Source organism: Parabacteroides chongii (genome assembly GCF_029581355.1).
GTDB lineage: Bacteria > Bacteroidota > Bacteroidia > Bacteroidales > Tannerellaceae > Parabacteroides > Parabacteroides chongii.
In genome coordinates, this window is sequence record NZ_CP120849.1 from 2181199 (window position 1) to 2199244 (window position 18046).

The window sequence follows — 18046 nt, forward strand, 5'->3', positions numbered from 1 at the left end:
ATGAAAAGGAGATTGAGGGGATATATATTTTTTATTTTCTGTCTCATCTTTGCCTTCCCTATTATGGGGAGGGCAGATGAGAATCATGATATAAACAGTGGTAATGTAACGATTACTGAAGCAGGCACTTATAGGTTTGAAAACTATGAAGGAGCTAATAAAGTAATTGTTAATGCTCCCGATAAAGAAGTTGATATTACGATTAGTGGGTTGAAGATAGAGATAAGTAAGGGCCCAAATTGTGCTTTCGAAATTCAGGCAGGGACAGTTAATTTGACACTTGAAGGGACGAATGTATTAAAAAGTGGAAATTTGAAAGCCGGATTGCAAGTTCTTGAAGGTTCAACTCTAACTATAAAGGGTGATGGAGAATTAAATGTTACTGGAGGTAGCTCTGGAGCCGGGATAGGAGTAGGTAACAGTGGTGCTGTAGGTTCTATAATAATACAAGGAGGTACTGTTAATGCTAATGGAGGTAGTAGTGGAGCCGGGATAGGCGGAGGATCCAGTAAAGCTGGAGGTGATATAACAATAACAGGAGGTACTGTTAATGCTACCGGAGGTACTTTTGGAGCCGGGATAGGTGGCGGATCCAGTGGTGCTGGAGGTTCTATAACAATAACAGGAGGTACTGTTACTGCTAAGGGAGGTAGTAGCAGTGGAGCCGGAATAGGTGGCGGATCCAGTGGTACCGGAGGTATTATAATAATAACAGGAGGTACTGTTACTGCTACTGGAAGTAGTAGCGGAGCCGGAATAGGTGGCGGATCCAGTGGTGCTGGAGGTGATATAACAATAACAGGAGGTATTGTTACTGCTAATGGAGGTAATTCTGGAGCCGGAATAGGCGGAGGCTCAGGATCGAAAGGTACTGGAGGTACTATAAAAATACAAGGAGGTACTGTTACTGCTACTGGAGGTAGTACTGGAGCTGGAATAGGCGGAGGAAATTATGGTGCCGGAGGTACTATAACAATAGAAACAGGTACCGTTAATGCTACTGGAGGAAATAATGCAGCGGGGATAGGCGGAGGAATGTATGGTGCTGGAGGTATTATAACAATAATAGGAGGTACTGTTACTGCTAAGGGAGGAAATATGGGAGCACAAATAGGTGGAGGTAGTAATGGTGATGGAGGTGAAATAACAATAACAGGTGGTGTTGTTAATGCTCCTATATCAGGTTTGGGAGCAGGAATAGGTAAAGGATATGATGGTAAGAATAATGGTACTTTTTCTGCTAAAAATGGCAATGCCTTTATCAATGTCTCTAGTATATCGGATCAAAATGATAAAGATAATTGGAAAGGCATTATCTTCGATGGATATAACGGACAGGTCTATGGTAAACAAAAATTAGAAACAAATGTAGAAATACCTAAAGGGAAAACACTTACTATTAAAGAAGATCAAAAGCTTACATTAGGAAAAGGGGTAACATTAACGAATAACGGAACTATTAAAGGAATAGAGAATATAATTTACACAGTTACGTATCATCATAATAATAGTGATGAATCAGAAGATGTTGAGGTAGCACATAATTCAATACCTTCTTATTCCAATTTCACACGTCAATACTATTCAATAGACGGATGGCATGATAAGGCAAGCGATGGTCAAAAGGTAAAAAATATTACAGGTTCCATTGATCTTTATGCCAATTGGAAAGAGAATGAAATAAAAACAAAACCCTCTATCAGTGATATAAAAGGCACTTATGGGAAAGAAATAAAGTATGATTTGTCTAAATTATTAAGTACTGATTCTTATAAAGATAATATTATATATACATCTTCAGATCTTGAAGAGTATGGATTGTCTATATTAAATAAGCAAATAACCGGTACTCCTAAGAAAGCGATAGATGATAATTCTACTGTTACTATTACTATAAGCAGTGTTGATTGTATGAAGGAAGTAGAAGCAAAGGTTCCTATCAATATTGCCAAAGGGAAAAGTAGTATCGATGAATTTATTGCTATACCGAATAGTACTTACAGCGGCAAAGCGATTGATATAACTGCTCCTTTCGTAAAAGATGAGAGTGGTAATGAGATAAAGGATGCTATTGTCGGTCTTTCGTATCAAATCAAGACAGATGGCAGTCAATATGAATCGACAACTGCAGACAACAGTGGTGCTTCGGATGATGGCAAAGCCCCTAAATATGCAGGCGAGTATAAAGTGATAGCCAGGTTTGCAGGAAATGATAATTATTCAGAAGCAGAAGCAAAGACTGCCATATTCACGATCGAAAAGGTATCATTGACTGTTAACCCTTTACCCGGTCAGATAATTTTCCCGAATGAAACAGGAACTTACAAACCGAAGTATGAAGTAACAGGAGCAGTGAATAATGAGACGCTGGAATTTAGTGGAGATTTGAAGCTTGATAATGATGGAAAAACAATTGTAGATGATAATTTAACATTAAATGATCCGTTTGATAAAAATTATTCCATGACTATCACTGAGGGCATAATGTTCACCATTTTAGATAATGTGGTAGCCAATGAGGAGATTATTCTTTCCGGAACGATTGAGGATGACGTTTATATCGATCAGGTTACTATTACGGCCCCCGACGGCTTTCTGATTAAATCGGAAGGTGGTACTCTGACAAAGGCAGAGAATGATTATAAAGAATCATTTATCTGGAACCAGACAGGCACATTTGATATCAATTACAAACTGCAGCGCATAAATGACGGTCAGGTATCCGATCGATATATAGTGAGAGTAACAGTTAAAAATAAAAGCGAGAAACCCGATAAGCCTGTTAATCCTCCTGTGGAACCGGAAGAACCAGTGAAGCCGGTTGAACCCACTGTCTATTATACAGTCACGCTGCCGTCGGTAGATGGCGTAACGACCGATCCCGTTGCGGGCGATTATGAGGTGGAAGCGTGGGACAGCTTCCGTTTCTATCTCACGATCGGGAAGGATTACGACCAGTCAAAGCCGGTTATAACGACTAGCCGTTATGAAACAATCGAACCGCGTAACAGTGACGATGCTTATATCATAAAGTATGTTCGTACGAATGTTGAGATTCGTATCGATGGGGTTGTGAAGAATCCGGAGCCGGTGGCGAATACTGAAATTCAATCCGGTATAAAGGTTTGGGGCAATAATCATCGGTTATTTATCCGTACTGACAAACCGGAAGAGGTCTCTGTCTATACTTTTGGAGGGCAATTGCAGAAGAAATTCCGGTCGGAGGCAGGCGACCGGTTCATATCGCTGCCTTCCGGAACCTATATTGTCCTTATCGCGGATGAACGGTTTAAGGTGATCTTGTAAATTAGGATAAGACTTGATAAATAAAAAGCTGTAAGGGGCTGGCAATAGTTATTGCTCCCTTACAGCTTTTTTATGTAGATGGATTCTCTTTTTTATTCTTCCTGTCCGCCGCCTAATGCGTGGTAGAGGTTAATAACACCTTGTATCTCATCGAAACGGTCGGCTACCTGTGAAAGTTCCGCTTGTAGTAAACTTTGCTGGGCAGTCAGTACCTCCAGGTAAGTGGTGTTTCCGTGTTGCATCAGTAACTGAGTGCTTTTTACCGCCTTTTGTAAAGCTGTAATCTGCCGGTCAGCCAGTTGGATGCGTCCGCGTGCCGTCTGCCATTGTGTCAAGGCATTGTTTACTTCGCTTCCGGCATTCAACAGGCTTTGCTGGAAAACCAGGGAGGCCTCTTCCTGTTGTGCCTTGGCTATTTTCAACTGGGCGATGTTGGCACCTTTGTTGAATAACGGTTGTGTCAGCGAGCCTATCGCCTGCAACAGCCAGCCGCCCGGGTTAGTGATGATCCCCGTTCCGTTATTAGTCCACCCGGCAACACCGCTGAGGGTGATGTTCGGATAGAAAGCACTGCGTGCTCCGTTCGTTGCATAGAATGCCTGTGCCAACGAATATTCTGCCTGCCGTACATCCGGACGGTTATTTAACAGGGAGAGCGGAACGCCGGCGGATAGTGTCTGGGGAAACTCCTGTCGATCCAGTTCCCCCCGTTCCATCCGGTGAGGCACTTCTCCGAGCAGGTTGGAGAGGCTGTTTTCCATCTCGTTGATCTGCTGGCGTAGGGTCAGGAGGGAGGCTTCTACACTCAGGCTGTTCGCTTCCGACTGGGAAACGGCGGCTTCATCTGCCAGGCCTGCTTTTTTCAATGCACGCATCGCCTGTACGTTCTCTTTCCAAAGAGAGGCCGTCCGTTCACTGATGACAAGTTGTTTGTCGAGCAATAATAATGTGTAATAGGAATTGGCTACTGTGGCTATTAGCTGTGTCCGGACGGCCTGTTTGTATGCTTTAGTCTGTTCGAGAGCTGCCTGTGCGCTTCTTTTCGCATTGGTGAGTCTCCCGAAGATGTCGATTTCCCAACTGGCAGCTACCGCCAACTGATAACTTTTGGCGGCTTTCGAACCGTCGAAGCTGCTGATCGTACCCTGCGGATTCAGGTTCAGTGCCGGAAGGTAAGCCAGACGCGAAGTCATCAGGGCTGCTTCGGCTTCCTGTACCCGCAAATGGGCGGTGCGCATGTCGGTGTTATTCTCTAGTCCTTTTTCAATCAGCGTCTGCAATTGCGGGTCTGTGAAGAGTTCCCGCCAGTCGAGACTGCCGATGCTAGTCGTATCCGTTGCCATCGCCTCGTCCCTGAACAGGTCGTCAGGAACGGAGGTCTCCGGTTTGTAGGATGTATAGATGCCGCACCCGCTCAGTAACGAGAGGGTGGCGACGGATAATAGAATGATATTATTTTTCATCTGATTGATTTCCTTTCTTTTTACTTTCGAGATAGTCTTTCCGCTCGGCGGTTACCTCTTCTACTTCTTCCTGGATCTGCCAGTCGTGAGTCGGCTCGAACTGTATCGGGCGCACTTTCTCCTGCAAATACTGGAATACGATGAACAGGGAAGGCACGACGAACAGCAGTGCCAGTGTTCCGATCAACATACCGCCTACGGCACCTGTACCCAATGAACTGTTACCGTTTGCACCGACGCCTGTCGCTACTACCAACGGAAGCAGACCGAAGATCATGGTCAACGCCGTCATCAGGATCGGACGCAGGCGTACTTTGGCGGCAGACAGTGCGGCAGATGTCAGGCTCATACCGGCGGCACGCCGTTCGGCTGCATATTCAGTCAATAGGATGGCTGTTTTGGCCAACAGACCAATCAACATAATCAAACCGGTTTGCAGATAAATGTTATTCTCCAGCCCCATGATCTTGGCAAACAGGAAGCTACCCATCAGACCGAACGGTACGGAAAGTATCACGGCAAACGGAACCAGGAAACTTTCATAAAGTGCACTCAGGATCAGGTAGATCATCAGGATACAGATAACGAAGATCACGGCTGTCGTATTGCTTTCCTGGTTCTCTTCGCGAGTGATACCGGCAAAGTCGTAACCGTAGCCTTTCGGCAGGCTGGTTGCCGCTACTTCTTTCACTGCATTGATCGCGTCGCCGGAGCTGTAGCCCGGTGCAGGCATGGCATTTACGTTGATCGAGTTATACATATTGAAACGGCTCAGCGATTCGGCGCCGTATACCTTTGTCAGGTTTACGAACTGGCTTAACGGAGCCATTTCGCCATTCGCCATACGTACGAAGGTATTATCCAGTGAAGATTCATCCAGACGATAATCAGGGGAAGCCTGTATCATCACCTTATACACTTTCGAGAAGCGGTTGAAGTTAGATACATATTGTCCTCCGTAATAACCTGACAAGGTACTCAGTACGGCATCCGGTGTAATACCGGCACGCTTACATTTAGCTGCATCTACCGTCACTTCCCACTGCGGGTAGTTGATAGAGAAGGTTGAATAGGCGGCTGCAATTTCCGGACGTTCGCGCAAGGCTCCCAGATATTGTTGTGTCGTATTGAAGAACTCGGTCAGATCGCCTCCCTTTTTATCTTGCATATACATTTCCAGCGCATTACCCATACCGTAACCGGGGATCATACCCGGTGACATGGCAAAGATGTTTGCATCCTTGATGTCGGCAGTCCGTCCGTACACCTGGTTGATAACCGACTGTACGTGATCTTCTTTGTCCGTCCGTTCATCCCACGGTTTCAGTTTGATGATGAACATACCGAATGAGTTTCCTTGTCCGGAGATCAGTCCGTAACCGGACACTTTGTTATAATCCTTAATCTGCGGCAGGTCTTTGATACGGTTCTCGATGTTGGTCATCACGTCGTTGGTCGTTGCCAGTGAGTTACCGGCGGCCGTTGTTACGTTGACGAACAATACACCCTGGTCTTCGTCCGGCACCAGACTGGTCTTCGTCGTTTTCATCAGGAAAAACAACAGGACAACCGAGCAAGCCAGCATCGACCACATCAGCCATCTGCGTTTAATAAAGAAGAGTACGCCTTTCTTATATTTGGCAATCATGGCATCGAAAGCAGTATTGAACGCTTTACGGAAGCGGGAGGCAAAGTTATTCTTTTGCGTACCGTCCTCATTGATATACGGTTTCAGTATCAGTGCGCATAACGCCGGACTCAGAGTCAATGCATTGATCGCTGAGATACCTACGGCAACCGCCATTGTCAGACCGAATTGTGTATAGAATGTACCTGAAGTTCCGCTCATGAACGATACCGGAATGAACACGGCCATAAACACCAGTGAAGAAGAGATAATGGCGGCACTGATCCCGTTCATGGCATCCATACTTGCCATGTACGAAGATTTATACCCGACGTCGAACCGGGCCTGTACCGCCTCGACGACGACGATGGCATCATCGACCACCGTACCAATCACGAGAACGAGTGCAAACAAAGTAATCAGGTTGATACTGAATCCGGCAATCGACATGAATGCGAATGTACCAATCAGCGACACAATGATACCTACCAGCGGGATCAGGGTCGAACGGATATCCTGCAGGAAAATGTATACCACCAGGATAACCAGTAAGATCGCTTCGATCAATGTCTTTACCACTTCGTGGATGGAGGCGAACAGGAAGTCGTTCGAACTCATCATCTGTGTGATCTCAACTCCTTTCGGCAGGTCTTTGCGTGCTTCGTCGAGGAAAGCGTCGATTTGCTGGTTTACCTCGGTTGCGTTGGAACCGGCTGTCTGGAATACCATACAGGAAACGCCGACATGCCCGGTCAGTTCGCCGATGTAAGAGTAGTTTTCACGTCCCAGCTCTATTTCTGCTATATCTTTCAGCTTCAGAACTTCACCGTCTTCGGTCGAACGGATCACGATATCCCCGAATTCTTCCGGCTGTATCAGGCGGCCTTTGTACTTCATCGTATATTGGTAGGTCTCCGTAGAATTCTCGCCGAATGCACCGGTAGCCGATTCTATATTCTGTTCGGCCAGTACGGCGGTCACATCCGAAGGGATCAGGTTGTATTGCGCCATCACGTCCGGTTTCATCCAGACACGCATACTGTAATCTCCTCCCATAACCATCAGTTCGCCGACACCTGAGATACGGAGGATTTCCGGCTTCAGGTTAATGCTCAGGTAGTTGGCAAGAAAGCCTTCGTCGTATGAATCGTCAGGGCTGTAAATCGAGAAGATCTGCAACATACTGGTCTGACGTTTGGTAGTAGTGACCCCTACTTGAGTAACTTCTGCGGGTAACTGACCGGTGGCTTTGGACACACGGTTCTGTACGTTTACGGTTGCCATATCCGGATCGGTACCTTGTTTGAAGTAGACCATAATGGATACGGTTCCTGCATTGGTTGCCGTAGATGTCATGTAGGTCATATCTTCTACACCGTTGATGGCCTCTTCCAGCGGGGCGATCACGCTCTTTTGAAGGGTTTCCGCACTGGCACCGAAGTAAGTTGTACTCACCATAACGGTAGGCGGGGCAATATCGGGATATTGTTCGACGGGCAGACTGGTCAACCCGATGATACCCATAAATACTATCACGATAGAGATAACGGCTGATAGTACCGGGCGTTCTATAAAGGTTCTTAATTTCATATTCCGTTCTTCCTATTATTGTTTAACCTGGATCGGAGTTCCTTCGCGCAGCAAACCTACACCTTCGGCAACGATCACGTCACCGGCTTTCAGACCTTCGTTCACGATATATTCCTGGCCTCCGTTCACACGGGTGATATTGACCTGAGCCGATGTCGCTTTGCCATCTATGACTTTATAAACGTATACTTTATCCTGTATTTCGAATGTGGCTGTTTGTGGGATCACGATACTGCCCGATTTCTCTGTTGACAGGATAATATTTCCGGAACTGCCGCTGTAAAGGATCTCTTCTTCGTTCGGGAATACGGCACGCAGGCTCACGGTCCCTGTATTACGGTCTATTACACCGCTAATAGTTTCGACTTTTCCTTTTGCCGGATAAACGGATTTATCATTCAGTTGCAATTCTACTTCCGGCATCATTTCCAAAGCTTTCTGTTTGGAACCGTATTGGCGGGTGAGGGCCAACAGTTGATTTTCCGTCAGGGAAAAGTAGACATACATGTTCGAATTATCTGAAACAGTTGTCAACGGTTTAGGCGAATTGGCGCTGACCAACGTTCCGACACGGTAGGGGAGTGTTCCGACAACTCCGTTGGACGGACTTTTTACCTCTGTGTATGAGAGGTTGTTGCGGGCACTCAGTTCCTGTGCTTTCATCTGGGCTAGCTGTGCTTTGGCACTTAGCCATGAATTTTCAGCTGTTTGCAGGTCGAAAGCCGATACTACATTTTGTGCATGCAGTTCTTTTTTACTGTCGAACGTCAGCTTTGCTGTGTTCAGTGCTGCCTGTGCAGCTTCTACATTCGCAATCGCTGTCTGCAACGCTGCCTGATAAGGAACCTGGTCGATGATGAACAACAACTGTCCTTTTCTGACAGCTTGTCCTTCTTCCACACATAACTGTGTGATAAATCCTGAGACCTGCGGATAGATGTCGATATCCTGTCGTCCGCGTATCGTGGCGGAATAGAGACTGCTCAGGGTTTTGTCGGTTGTCGACACTTTCAGTACTTTGTACTCACTGTTAACCATTGTTGCCGGTTGCTCTTTACATGAGCTTGCGATAAGGCAAAGAAGCCCTACCCCAACGCCATTGAGGCATCGGGCCATAAAATTTTTCTTCATATTCTGCTATTATTCAATTATAATCCCGGCAGTAGGATTGTTCCAAAATCAAAACATCAACACGGTAATGTCAGAGTGATGTAAGTTTGCTACTCATTGATATATACTGCCTTAACTAATAACCGGTGCAAATATCCGACTTTTAGAGATAATAGCTGTGGTTGGAAAATGAATATATTTGTTCCAAAATTGAACAGGGAAGGTTGTCTACCAGATACTTTTAGAACCATTTTGCGGACGTCTGCAAAATGGTTGTATGAAGGTCCGTCCAAAGCTGCTTTCCAATATATTTTCTATCTTTGCAACCTTATAAAAATGGATATGGAAGAATCTTTTTTGCAGCTGAGTATTGCGGACTTGCTTCGTTTTAAAATGAATCTGAAGTCCTATCAGGATAAATTGGTTATTGTGAAAATGGATGGTAACAATCACAGGAATCCCGGATTCAAAGAAGATGTTTCTATCCGCCTGGATGCCTTTTCTATTTTTCTGGTTCGTCAAGGAGATATAGAGATTACCATAGATGATTTTACCTATCATTTGTCTGATAATCTATTATTGAATATAATGGATATGCACTCGGTAAAGAACTTCCGTTTTTCTTCCGATTTCAAAGGCTATCATCTGATCATCGAACGCAATCTGTTTTCCGAGATCATGTTGAACAGCCGTCGTATGCCAGCTGCTTATATCGCTTCCCTGCATAGTCGTCCTATCCAACATCTGAATGAAGAGGAAGGTCTTTTATTGGAGAATTGCCTCTGCCGTATCGAGCGGAATATCGACCGTACGGAACATGCATGGCAACGCGATATTATCCTGAACGAACTCCGTGGCTTTTTACTGGAGATGAATAACATTGTCTATCAGGCAAACCGGCATAAAGTAAATCCGAATCCACCGGCAAAAGATGTATTGCTTTTCCTGTTTATCCAGTTACTGAACAAACATTGCCGGACAGAACATTCCGTTTCTTTCTATGCCGGTGAATTGTGCATTACCCCCGAGTACCTGTCGCGTATAATGAAAAGTTTCAGTGGAAGGACTGTCAATCAATGGATCGGTGAAGCGTTGATGCGCGAAGCCGAGATTCTTTTGCGGAATCCGGATTTGTCCATTCAACAGATAGCCGACATGTTGAATTTTTCAGATCAGTCCTCTTTTGGAAAGTTCTTCAAGAAACATAAAGGAGTCTCACCGGTTATGTTTAAACAACAGTATGTCACCGGAAGAGCATTTGGAGGAAAATAAGAAGATAATAGGAAGAAATATAAATTAGAGGTAGGTGTAAATGAATTTGGACCTACCTCTGTTGAAAAAGTCTTTTCAAATAAACGGATTATAGTTATAGAAGACTACTTTGTTTTCTTTTAATGATTTTTTCACGTCGATCAGACGTTGATTACTGCTGCCACGAAACAAAAGGCTTTCGTCGTGCAGAGCCTGTTTAAATTTACCGTCTACCAGTACGTCGATATATTGGAGGAGAGCCGCTTGTTTAGGGTTTTGCAATAACTTCTCAAATTGGTAACCCGTGTAGCACCAGATATTTTTTTGACTTTTTTCTTTAATGGCACGAGCCAGTTCGGTAAATTCTTCCGGCTGGAACATCGGATCACCGCCGCTAAAAGTGACGTCCGCAAATTCATCTGCCAGAACTTTATCCAATATCTCTTCCGTCGGGGTTGGTTTACCTTTCTTTATATCCCATGACTCCGGATTGTGGCAGCCCGGGCATTGATTCGGGCATCCGGCAGCGTAGATAGCGGTCCGGAATCCCGGACCGTCTACGGTTGTATCTTCTATAATGTCTATGATTGAAAGCATAAAAAATAATGTGTCAATGAGTTAATATGCCAATGAAAATTATCAATTATGAATAATACGATCATTTAATTCGGCAAGTTTGGCATTGTTCCAGCGGTCGGTTGTGCCTACCAGGTAACCGGTGATACGCTGCAACTTATCCAGATGCTTGCTACCGCATTTCGGGCATTCTTCCATGTGGGCATCTGCATTTTCAAAACCGCAATCCAGGCAACGGTTACGGTTATGGTTTACCGAGCCGTATCCGATATTATATTTGTCCATCATATCGACCACTTTCATGATCACTTCCGGGTTGTGGGTTGCGTCGCCGTCTATTTCGACATAGAAGATATGACCACCACCGGTTAGTGCGTGGTAAGGAGCTTCCACTTCCGCCTTATGACGGGCGCTGCATTTATAATATACCGGAACATGGTTCGAATTGGTATAATAGTCGCGGTCGGTAATGCCGGGCAATGGCCCGAATTTCTTACGGTCTCTTCCGGTAAATTTGCCGGAAAGGCCTTCTGCCGGAGTTGCCAATACGCTATAATTATGTTGATACTGTTCAGAGAACTGATTGACACGGTCGCGCATATACGTTACGATCTTCAGGCCTAATTCCTGGGAAGCTGCATCTTCGCCATGATGTTTGCCGGTAAGCGCAACCAAACATTCTGCCAGTCCGATGAATCCGATACCCAGTGTACCCTGGTTGATAACAGAGGCGATCGTGTCGGTCGGTTTCAGTTTCTCGCTACCCAGCCAAAGTGAGGACATCAATAGCGGGAACTGTTTGGCATAAGCTGTTTTCTGGAATTCCATACGTTCGTGAAGCTGGCGGGCGGTCACTTCCAACATATCATCCAGCTTCGCAAAGAAACGAGCGATACGAACTTCCTTATCTTCGATATCCATGCATTCGATAGCCAGGCGTACGATATTGATGGTAGAGAAGGAGAGGTTACCGCGTCCGATAGAAGTTTTCGGTCCGAAACGGTTCTCGAATACACGGGTACGGCATCCCATGGTTGCTACCTCGTACATGTAACGTTGTGGGTCGTCTGCTTTCCAGTCTTCATGCTGGTTGAATGTGGCATCCAGATTGAGGAAGTTAGGGAAGAAGCGACGGGCAGAAACTTTGCAGGCCAGTGTATACAGGTCGTAGTTACGATCTTCCGGCAGATAACTTACGCCACGTTTCTTTTTCCATATCTGGATCGGGAAGATAGCTGTTTCGCCGTTACCGACACCACGGTAGGTACTTTTCAGTATTTCGCGGATGATGCAACGTCCTTCGGCCGAAGTATCTGTCCCGTAGTTGATAGAGCTGAATACTACCTGGTTGCCGCCACGTGAGTGGATGGTGTTCATATTATGGATAAAGGCTTCCATCGACTGATGTACACGGCTGGTCGTTTTGTTGATAGCATGCTGTATGATCCGCTGGTCGCCTGTCAGGCCGTCTAACGGAGCATTTACGTAATCATCAACTTTTACCTGGTAGAGGTGCGAATAATCGGCTCCGTTCAACTCTTCCAGTGTTTTTAGCTCTTCGATAAAACTGTTGCGTACATAAGGAGCCAGATAGAAGTCGAAAGCCGGGATTGCCTGTCCGCCGTGCATTTCGTTCTGAGCTGTTTCCAGAGAGATACAGCCCAGGATGCTGGCTGTCTCGATACGTTTTGCCGGGCGTGATTCACCATGTCCGGCAGAGAAACCATATTTAAGGATGCGGTCCAGCGGATGCTGAACGCATGTCAGACTCTTGGTCGGGTAATAATCTTTATCATGAATGTGGAGGTAATTGTTGGAGATGGCTTCTTTTACCTCTTCGCTTAACAAATAGTCGTCGACGAACGGTTTAGTCGTTTCGCTGGAGAACTTCATCATCATACCCGCAGGCGTGTCCGCGTTCATATTCGCATTCTCACGGGTGATATCGTTCGATTTGATATTGATAATTTCCAGGAACATGTCGCGCGTTTTCGCTTTACGGGCAATGCTACGCTGGTTGCGGTAAGCGATGTATTTTTGTGCTACGTCTTTACGGCTACTGTTCATCAGTTCCAGTTCGACTGCATCCTGAATCGCTTCCACTGTCATTTGTGGTTCTCCTTTGAATGAAATATGATCCGTAATCTGGCGGATCAGCTGCAAATCCTCCCCATTTTCTGTATGCAGCATGGCTTTTCGTATCGCTGTTACTATCTTCTCCTCATTAAATCCGACGATACGTCCATCCCGTTTGATAACTGTTTGTATCATGATAAAATTGATAATTATTTATGTTGTTTTTACTCCAACAAAGGTATGCTTAAACTATATATGGTGTTCTTTTTGGAAAACTTTTAACGAGTTAAATTATGTCAAATCGCTGATTATTAGATATGAAATCAGTGAAAGTGGAAAACTTTTTGATTTTTAAAGTAAGAAATGTTTTCCCAAATGGATAGTCAATGGTGAGCTCTCTTCTAACTGTTATATTATCAGCCTCTTATGCGTCCCAATAAAAAATATGCACAATTTGGAATAAAATGTGTAATAATTTCTCTACATTTGTCACCGAATCGGTTCTGTATTATCTGGTCGGGTGATACAGATTAAAAGGGAATCGGGTGTAAATCCCGGACAGTCCCGCTGCTGTGAAGCTCCGTTCAACATTCTGAAAACAACTAATGCCACTGACGAAGGTCGGGAAGGCTTCAGAATGGGAGTAAGTCAGAAGACCTGCCATTCATTAAAGGCTCATGTCCTCGTGGGTTAGGATACGGGTTCGAAAAGATTGTTTATTTCAAAAATTATCAGATTATGGAGAAAGATTGTCCGCGTTGTGGGGTCTCCTTTGTATGCCGGGTAGACGATATCTCTGCCTGTCATTGTGCACCTGTGAAATTGGATGAGCTCCAGCTTGCTTATGTAAAGATGCATTATCCGGGATGCTTATGCAATTCCTGTTTGAATGAGATAAAGAAATATTTCTATGCCTGCGAGGTGAATCCCCGCTATAAACATTTAAAGCATTGATATGATACGGAAAATATTGATCGCAAATCGTGGTGAGATCGCGGTGCGTGTGATGCGCTCCTGCCGGGAGATGGGAATACAGTCTGTGGCTGTATTTTCGGAAGCCGACCGGGCTGCCCGGCACGTGCTTTATGCCGATGAAGCTTGCCTGATAGGCCCTGCGGCCTCCAAAGAGAGTTATCTGGATATTGAAAAAATTATTCAGGCAGCCAAACTTCATAAGGCAGATGCTGTTCACCCCGGTTATGGCTTTCTTTCGGAGAATGCCGCTTTTGCCCGGAGATGTAAGGAAGAAGGGATCATTTTTATCGGTCCGGCTCCTGAAACGATGGAAGCGATGGGAGATAAGATCTCTGCCCGCAAACGTATGATCGAAGCCGGCGTACCGGTAGTTCCCGGAACACAGCAGCCGTTGCAGAGTGCGGAAGAAGCAGTTCGGGTTTGTAAGGAGATCGGTTTTCCTGTGATGCTGAAAGCATCGATGGGCGGCGGTGGAAAAGGGATGCGGCTTATTTATAAAGAGGAAGAGGTGGTGGAAGCCTATAATTCCGCCCGTTCGGAATCTCTTTCTTCTTTTGGAGACGATACTGTTTATCTGGAGAAGTTTGTGGAAGAGCCCCATCATATCGAATTTCAGATTCTGGGCGATAATCACGGGAACGTGATCCACCTCTGCGAACGTGAATGTTCGGTACAACGGCGTAACCAGAAGATCGTAGAAGAAAGCCCGTCACCGTTTATTACGGCTGAATTGCGGAAAGATATGGGAGAGAAAGCTGTTGCTGCGGCAAAGGCCGTTCATTATTCCGGTGCAGGTACCATCGAATTTCTGGTGGACAAACATCGGAATTTTTATTTCCTGGAAATGAATACCCGCCTGCAGGTGGAGCATCCTATCACGGAAGAAGTATTGGGTGTCGACCTGGTAAAAGAACAGATCCGGGTGGCTAACGATGAGCCGCTCCATATCCGTCAGGAAGAGATAGCCCAGCGTGGCCATGCTATCGAATGCCGTATCTGTGCGGAAGATACCGAAGCCGGATTTATGCCGTCTCCCGGTGTGATCAGGCAACTGACGGAACCGAACGGCATCGGTGTCCGTGTGGACAGTTATGTGTACGAAGGATATGAGATACCGGTTTATTACGACCCGATGATCGGCAAACTGATCGTATGGGCGACTAACCGCCAGTATGCAATCGAACGTATGCGGCGTGTACTGCACGAATACAAGATCACCGGATTGAAAACCAATATCAGCTATCTACGCCGGATCATGGATACGACTGATTTTGTACAGGGGAAATATGATACTTCTTTTATTGCGAAAAATGCGGAACAATTACAGCATCCGGTAAGTGAGAGCGGTACGGAAACCGAGAATGTGGCTATGATCGCTGCCTGTATCGATTATCTGATCAACCTGGAGGAAAACAAGTCGGGGTTGGCGTCGGATAACCGTCCTATCAGCCGCTGGCGTGAGTTCGGTCTTCAGAAAGGCGTCTTGCGCATTTAATAATTGGCTCATTAGCATATTAGAAAATTATTCATTATGGAAATACATATAGGAAAAAGAGTGGCGGATGTATCGCTGGTCAGCAAGGAAGGGAATAAGGTGCAGTTGACGATAGACGGTGTCCCTTATGAAGTCGATATTATGATGGCCGAGAACGGTGCCTGCTCTATTTTGCACAACGGTAATTCGTATAATGCCGAACTGATCCGGGGAGAAGGAGGCAAAAGTTATACGGTGAATACACATTTCCTGTCTTATGCCGTCGATATTGTCGATACACAGATGAAATATCTGCGTATGCGTAAGAGCAGCGAAGAGCGGCAGGATAACAAGATCGTTTCTCCTATGCCCGGAAAAGTCGTGAAAGTGTTGGTGGAGAAAGGCGACCGTCTGGAAGCCGGTGATATCGTCGTCGTGATAGAGGCGATGAAGATGCAGAGTAATTATAAGGTAAGTTCAGCCTGTACGGTACGTGAGGTATTGGTCAAAGAAGGAGATTCGGTAGCAAGCAACCAGGTTCTTCTGTTGCTGGACGTAATAACAGATAAAGAAGAATAAAATGGGAAAGGAACAGTTGTATAAGACCTTTGAAGAACTGGATAAGACAGCTTCGCAGGGAGGTGGTATTACCCGTATCGAAAAGCAGCATGAATCCGGCCGGATGACAGCCCGCGAACGGATCGATATGTTGCTGGATAAAGGGACGTTCAACGAATTGGATAAATTTGTGGTTCACCGCTGTACGAATTTCGGCATGGATAAGAATAAAATCCCCGGTGACGGGATTGTATCCGGCTACGGTAAAGTAGACGGACGGCAAGTCTTTGTCTATGCCTACGACTTTACAGCCTACGGAGGTACGTTGAGCGCGACGAATGCTGCCAAAATAGTGAAAGTTCAGCAATTGGCACTGAAAAGCGGTTCACCGGTCATTGCCCTGAACGATTCGGGAGGAGCCCGTATCCAGGAAGGTGTGAACAGCCTGGCCGGATATGCTTCTATTTTTTATCAGAATACGATGGCCTCGGGTGTCGTTCCTCAGATCTCGGCTATTCTGGGACCTTGTGCCGGTGGGGCCTGTTATTCTCCGGCATTGACCGATTTTATCTTTATGGTAAAGGATAAAAGCCACATGTTCATTACCGGACCGGATGTAGTCAAGGCGGTTACTCATGAGGAAGTGGGGAAGGAAGAACTGGGAGGTGCCTATACGCATAGTAGTAAAAGCGGTGTCACCCATTTTATGTGCGATACGGAAGAGGAAACATTAATGAGTATTCGTGAATTGTTGAGTTTCCTTCCTTCAAATAATATGGAGGATGCACCGGTCGTTTCCTGTTCCGACGATGTCCGGCGTGAAGATGAAGCTTTGCAGCAGGTGATCCCGGATGATCCGAATGTGCCTTACGATATCAAAGATATTATAGAACCGGTTGTCGATAATCATTATTTCTTCGAGGTAATGCCTCATTTTGCAAAGAATATCGTAGTCGGTTTCGCCCGCTTGGGCGGACGTTCGGTAGGTATCGTTGCCAATCAACCGGCATTTCTGGCGGGTGTGTTGGATATCGATGCTTCCGATAAGGCGGCACGCTTTATCCGTTTCTGCGATTGTTTCAACATCCCGTTGATCACATTTGAAGATGTTCCGGGATTTTTGCCCGGTTGCCAGCAGGAACATGACGGTATTATCCGCCACGGTGCCAAGATCGTGTATGCTTATGCGGAAGCGACCGTTCCCAAGATCACGCTGATTACCCGGAAAGCCTATGGCGGTGCTTATATCGTGATGTCGAGCAAACCGACCGGAGCCGATATAAACCTGGCCTATCCGATGGCTGAAATCGCCGTGATGGGAGCTGAAGGTGCTGTGAATATCCTGTACCGAAAAGCAACCGGCGAAGAAAAAGAACAGGCAATGAAAGAGTATACCGAGCAATTCTCCAATCCTTACCGGGCAGCCGAACAAGGATTTATCGATGAGATTATCATGCCGAGGCAGACTCGCTTCAAACTGATACAGGCGCTGGAGATGGCAAAGAACAAGAGCCTGAGCAATCCGCCGAAGAAACATGGCAATATGCCATTATAACGATTTGATTTTGTTGTTAGAATTTATGAATGGCAATCCCTGTCGACCGTGAGGCTGGCAGGGATTTTTTTATTGTAAAAAACTTATGATTAAATAGTTGTTATATCTTTTTATTTTGTAGTTTTGCCGTCGAATTGGTTCCGTATCGTCTGGTCGGATGATGTGGATTAAAAGGGAATCGGGTGTAAATCCCGGACAGTCCCGCTGCTGTGAGCTCCGTTCAACATTCTGAAAACAACTAATGCCACTGACGTTTGTCGGGAAGGCTTCAGGATGGGAGTCAGTCAGAAGACCTGCCGTTCATTAAAGGCTGTTTTTCTCGTGGGTTAGAAAAGTAGTTCGAAAAGAATATTTATCGTTTAAGGAGGTAACATTTATGGAGAAGCTTTGTGCGCGTTGTGGCGCGAAGTTATCAGGTTGTGACGGCTTTTCGCCGGAAGATCAGCATGTATTTACCGGTCTGGATCAATGCCAGCAGGTTTTTA

The 18046-nt window shown here is 45.7% G+C and carries 11 protein-coding genes and 2 riboswitches; of the genes, 6 read left to right on the forward strand and 5 right to left on the reverse strand.

The features are described 5' to 3' along the window. Positions 1-3306 (forward strand): autotransporter outer membrane beta-barrel domain-containing protein, encoded by a 3306-nt coding sequence (locus P3L47_RS08185; RefSeq protein ID WP_277783291.1) that lies wholly within the window; start codon positions 1-3, stop codon positions 3304-3306. A 92-nt stretch (positions 3307-3398) separates the two neighbouring features. Here the strand turns inward: P3L47_RS08185 and P3L47_RS08190 are convergent, their stop codons facing one another. Genes P3L47_RS08190 through P3L47_RS08200 form a run of 3 tightly spaced genes read right to left on the reverse strand, consistent with a single transcriptional unit; the run spans position 3399 to position 9102 of the window. Then, positions 3399-4769, reverse strand: a complete 1371-nt coding sequence (locus P3L47_RS08190; protein WP_277783292.1) for a TolC family protein — start codon at positions 4767-4769, stop codon at positions 3399-3401. Continuing rightward, on the reverse strand, positions 4759-7986 hold the full coding sequence (locus P3L47_RS08195; protein WP_277783293.1) for an efflux RND transporter permease subunit: 3228 nt from the start codon (positions 7984-7986) through the stop codon (positions 4759-4761). Before P3L47_RS08195 ends, P3L47_RS08190 begins: the two co-directional genes overlap by 11 nt. Positions 7987-8001: 15 nt before the next feature. Then, positions 8002-9102 carry an efflux RND transporter periplasmic adaptor subunit gene (locus tag P3L47_RS08200; protein WP_277783683.1) on the reverse strand — a complete coding sequence of 367 codons (1101 nt, stop codon included), beginning with the start codon at positions 9100-9102 and terminating at the stop codon, positions 8002-8004. 336 nt (positions 9103-9438) lie between these two features. Between P3L47_RS08200 and P3L47_RS08205 the strand changes: the two genes are divergently transcribed. Next, positions 9439-10368 (forward strand): helix-turn-helix domain-containing protein, encoded by a 930-nt coding sequence (locus P3L47_RS08205; protein WP_277783294.1) that lies wholly within the window; start codon positions 9439-9441, stop codon positions 10366-10368. Between the two features lie 75 nt (positions 10369-10443). Here the strand turns inward: P3L47_RS08205 and nrdG are convergent, their stop codons facing one another. Beyond that, complete coding sequence (nrdG, locus tag P3L47_RS08210) at positions 10444-10944, reverse strand: anaerobic ribonucleoside-triphosphate reductase activating protein (protein ID WP_122363677.1); 501 nt, start codon at positions 10942-10944, stop codon at positions 10444-10446. Positions 10945-10986: 42 nt separating this feature from the next. Then, positions 10987-13194, reverse strand: a complete 2208-nt coding sequence (locus tag P3L47_RS08215) for an anaerobic ribonucleoside triphosphate reductase (protein ID WP_122363678.1) — start codon at positions 13192-13194, stop codon at positions 10987-10989. Between the two features lie 285 nt (positions 13195-13479). Next, positions 13480-13678, forward strand: a riboswitch (cobalamin riboswitch). 59 nt (positions 13679-13737) lie between these two features. Between P3L47_RS08215 and P3L47_RS08220 the strand changes: the two genes are divergently transcribed. The 4 genes from P3L47_RS08220 to P3L47_RS08235 are packed head-to-tail and all read left to right on the forward strand — an operon-like array spanning position 13738 to position 17561. Continuing rightward, positions 13738-13953, forward strand: a complete 216-nt coding sequence (locus P3L47_RS08220) for a cysteine-rich CWC family protein (RefSeq protein ID WP_122354320.1) — start codon at positions 13738-13740, stop codon at positions 13951-13953. Position 13954: 1 nt separating this feature from the next. Continuing rightward, on the forward strand, positions 13955-15469 hold the full coding sequence (gene accC, locus P3L47_RS08225; protein ID WP_277783295.1) for an acetyl-CoA carboxylase biotin carboxylase subunit: 1515 nt from the start codon (positions 13955-13957) through the stop codon (positions 15467-15469). Between the two features lie 36 nt (positions 15470-15505). After that, positions 15506-16027 carry an acyl-CoA carboxylase biotin carboxyl carrier protein subunit gene (locus P3L47_RS08230; protein ID WP_277783296.1) on the forward strand — a complete coding sequence of 174 codons (522 nt, stop codon included), beginning with the start codon at positions 15506-15508 and terminating at the stop codon, positions 16025-16027. A gap of 1 nt (position 16028) precedes the next feature. Then, positions 16029-17561 carry an acyl-CoA carboxylase subunit beta gene (locus P3L47_RS08235; protein ID WP_277783297.1) on the forward strand — a complete coding sequence of 511 codons (1533 nt, stop codon included), beginning with the start codon at positions 16029-16031 and terminating at the stop codon, positions 17559-17561. A 118-nt stretch (positions 17562-17679) separates the two neighbouring features. Further along, positions 17680-17876, forward strand: a riboswitch (cobalamin riboswitch). Positions 17877-18046 lie beyond the last annotated feature (170 nt).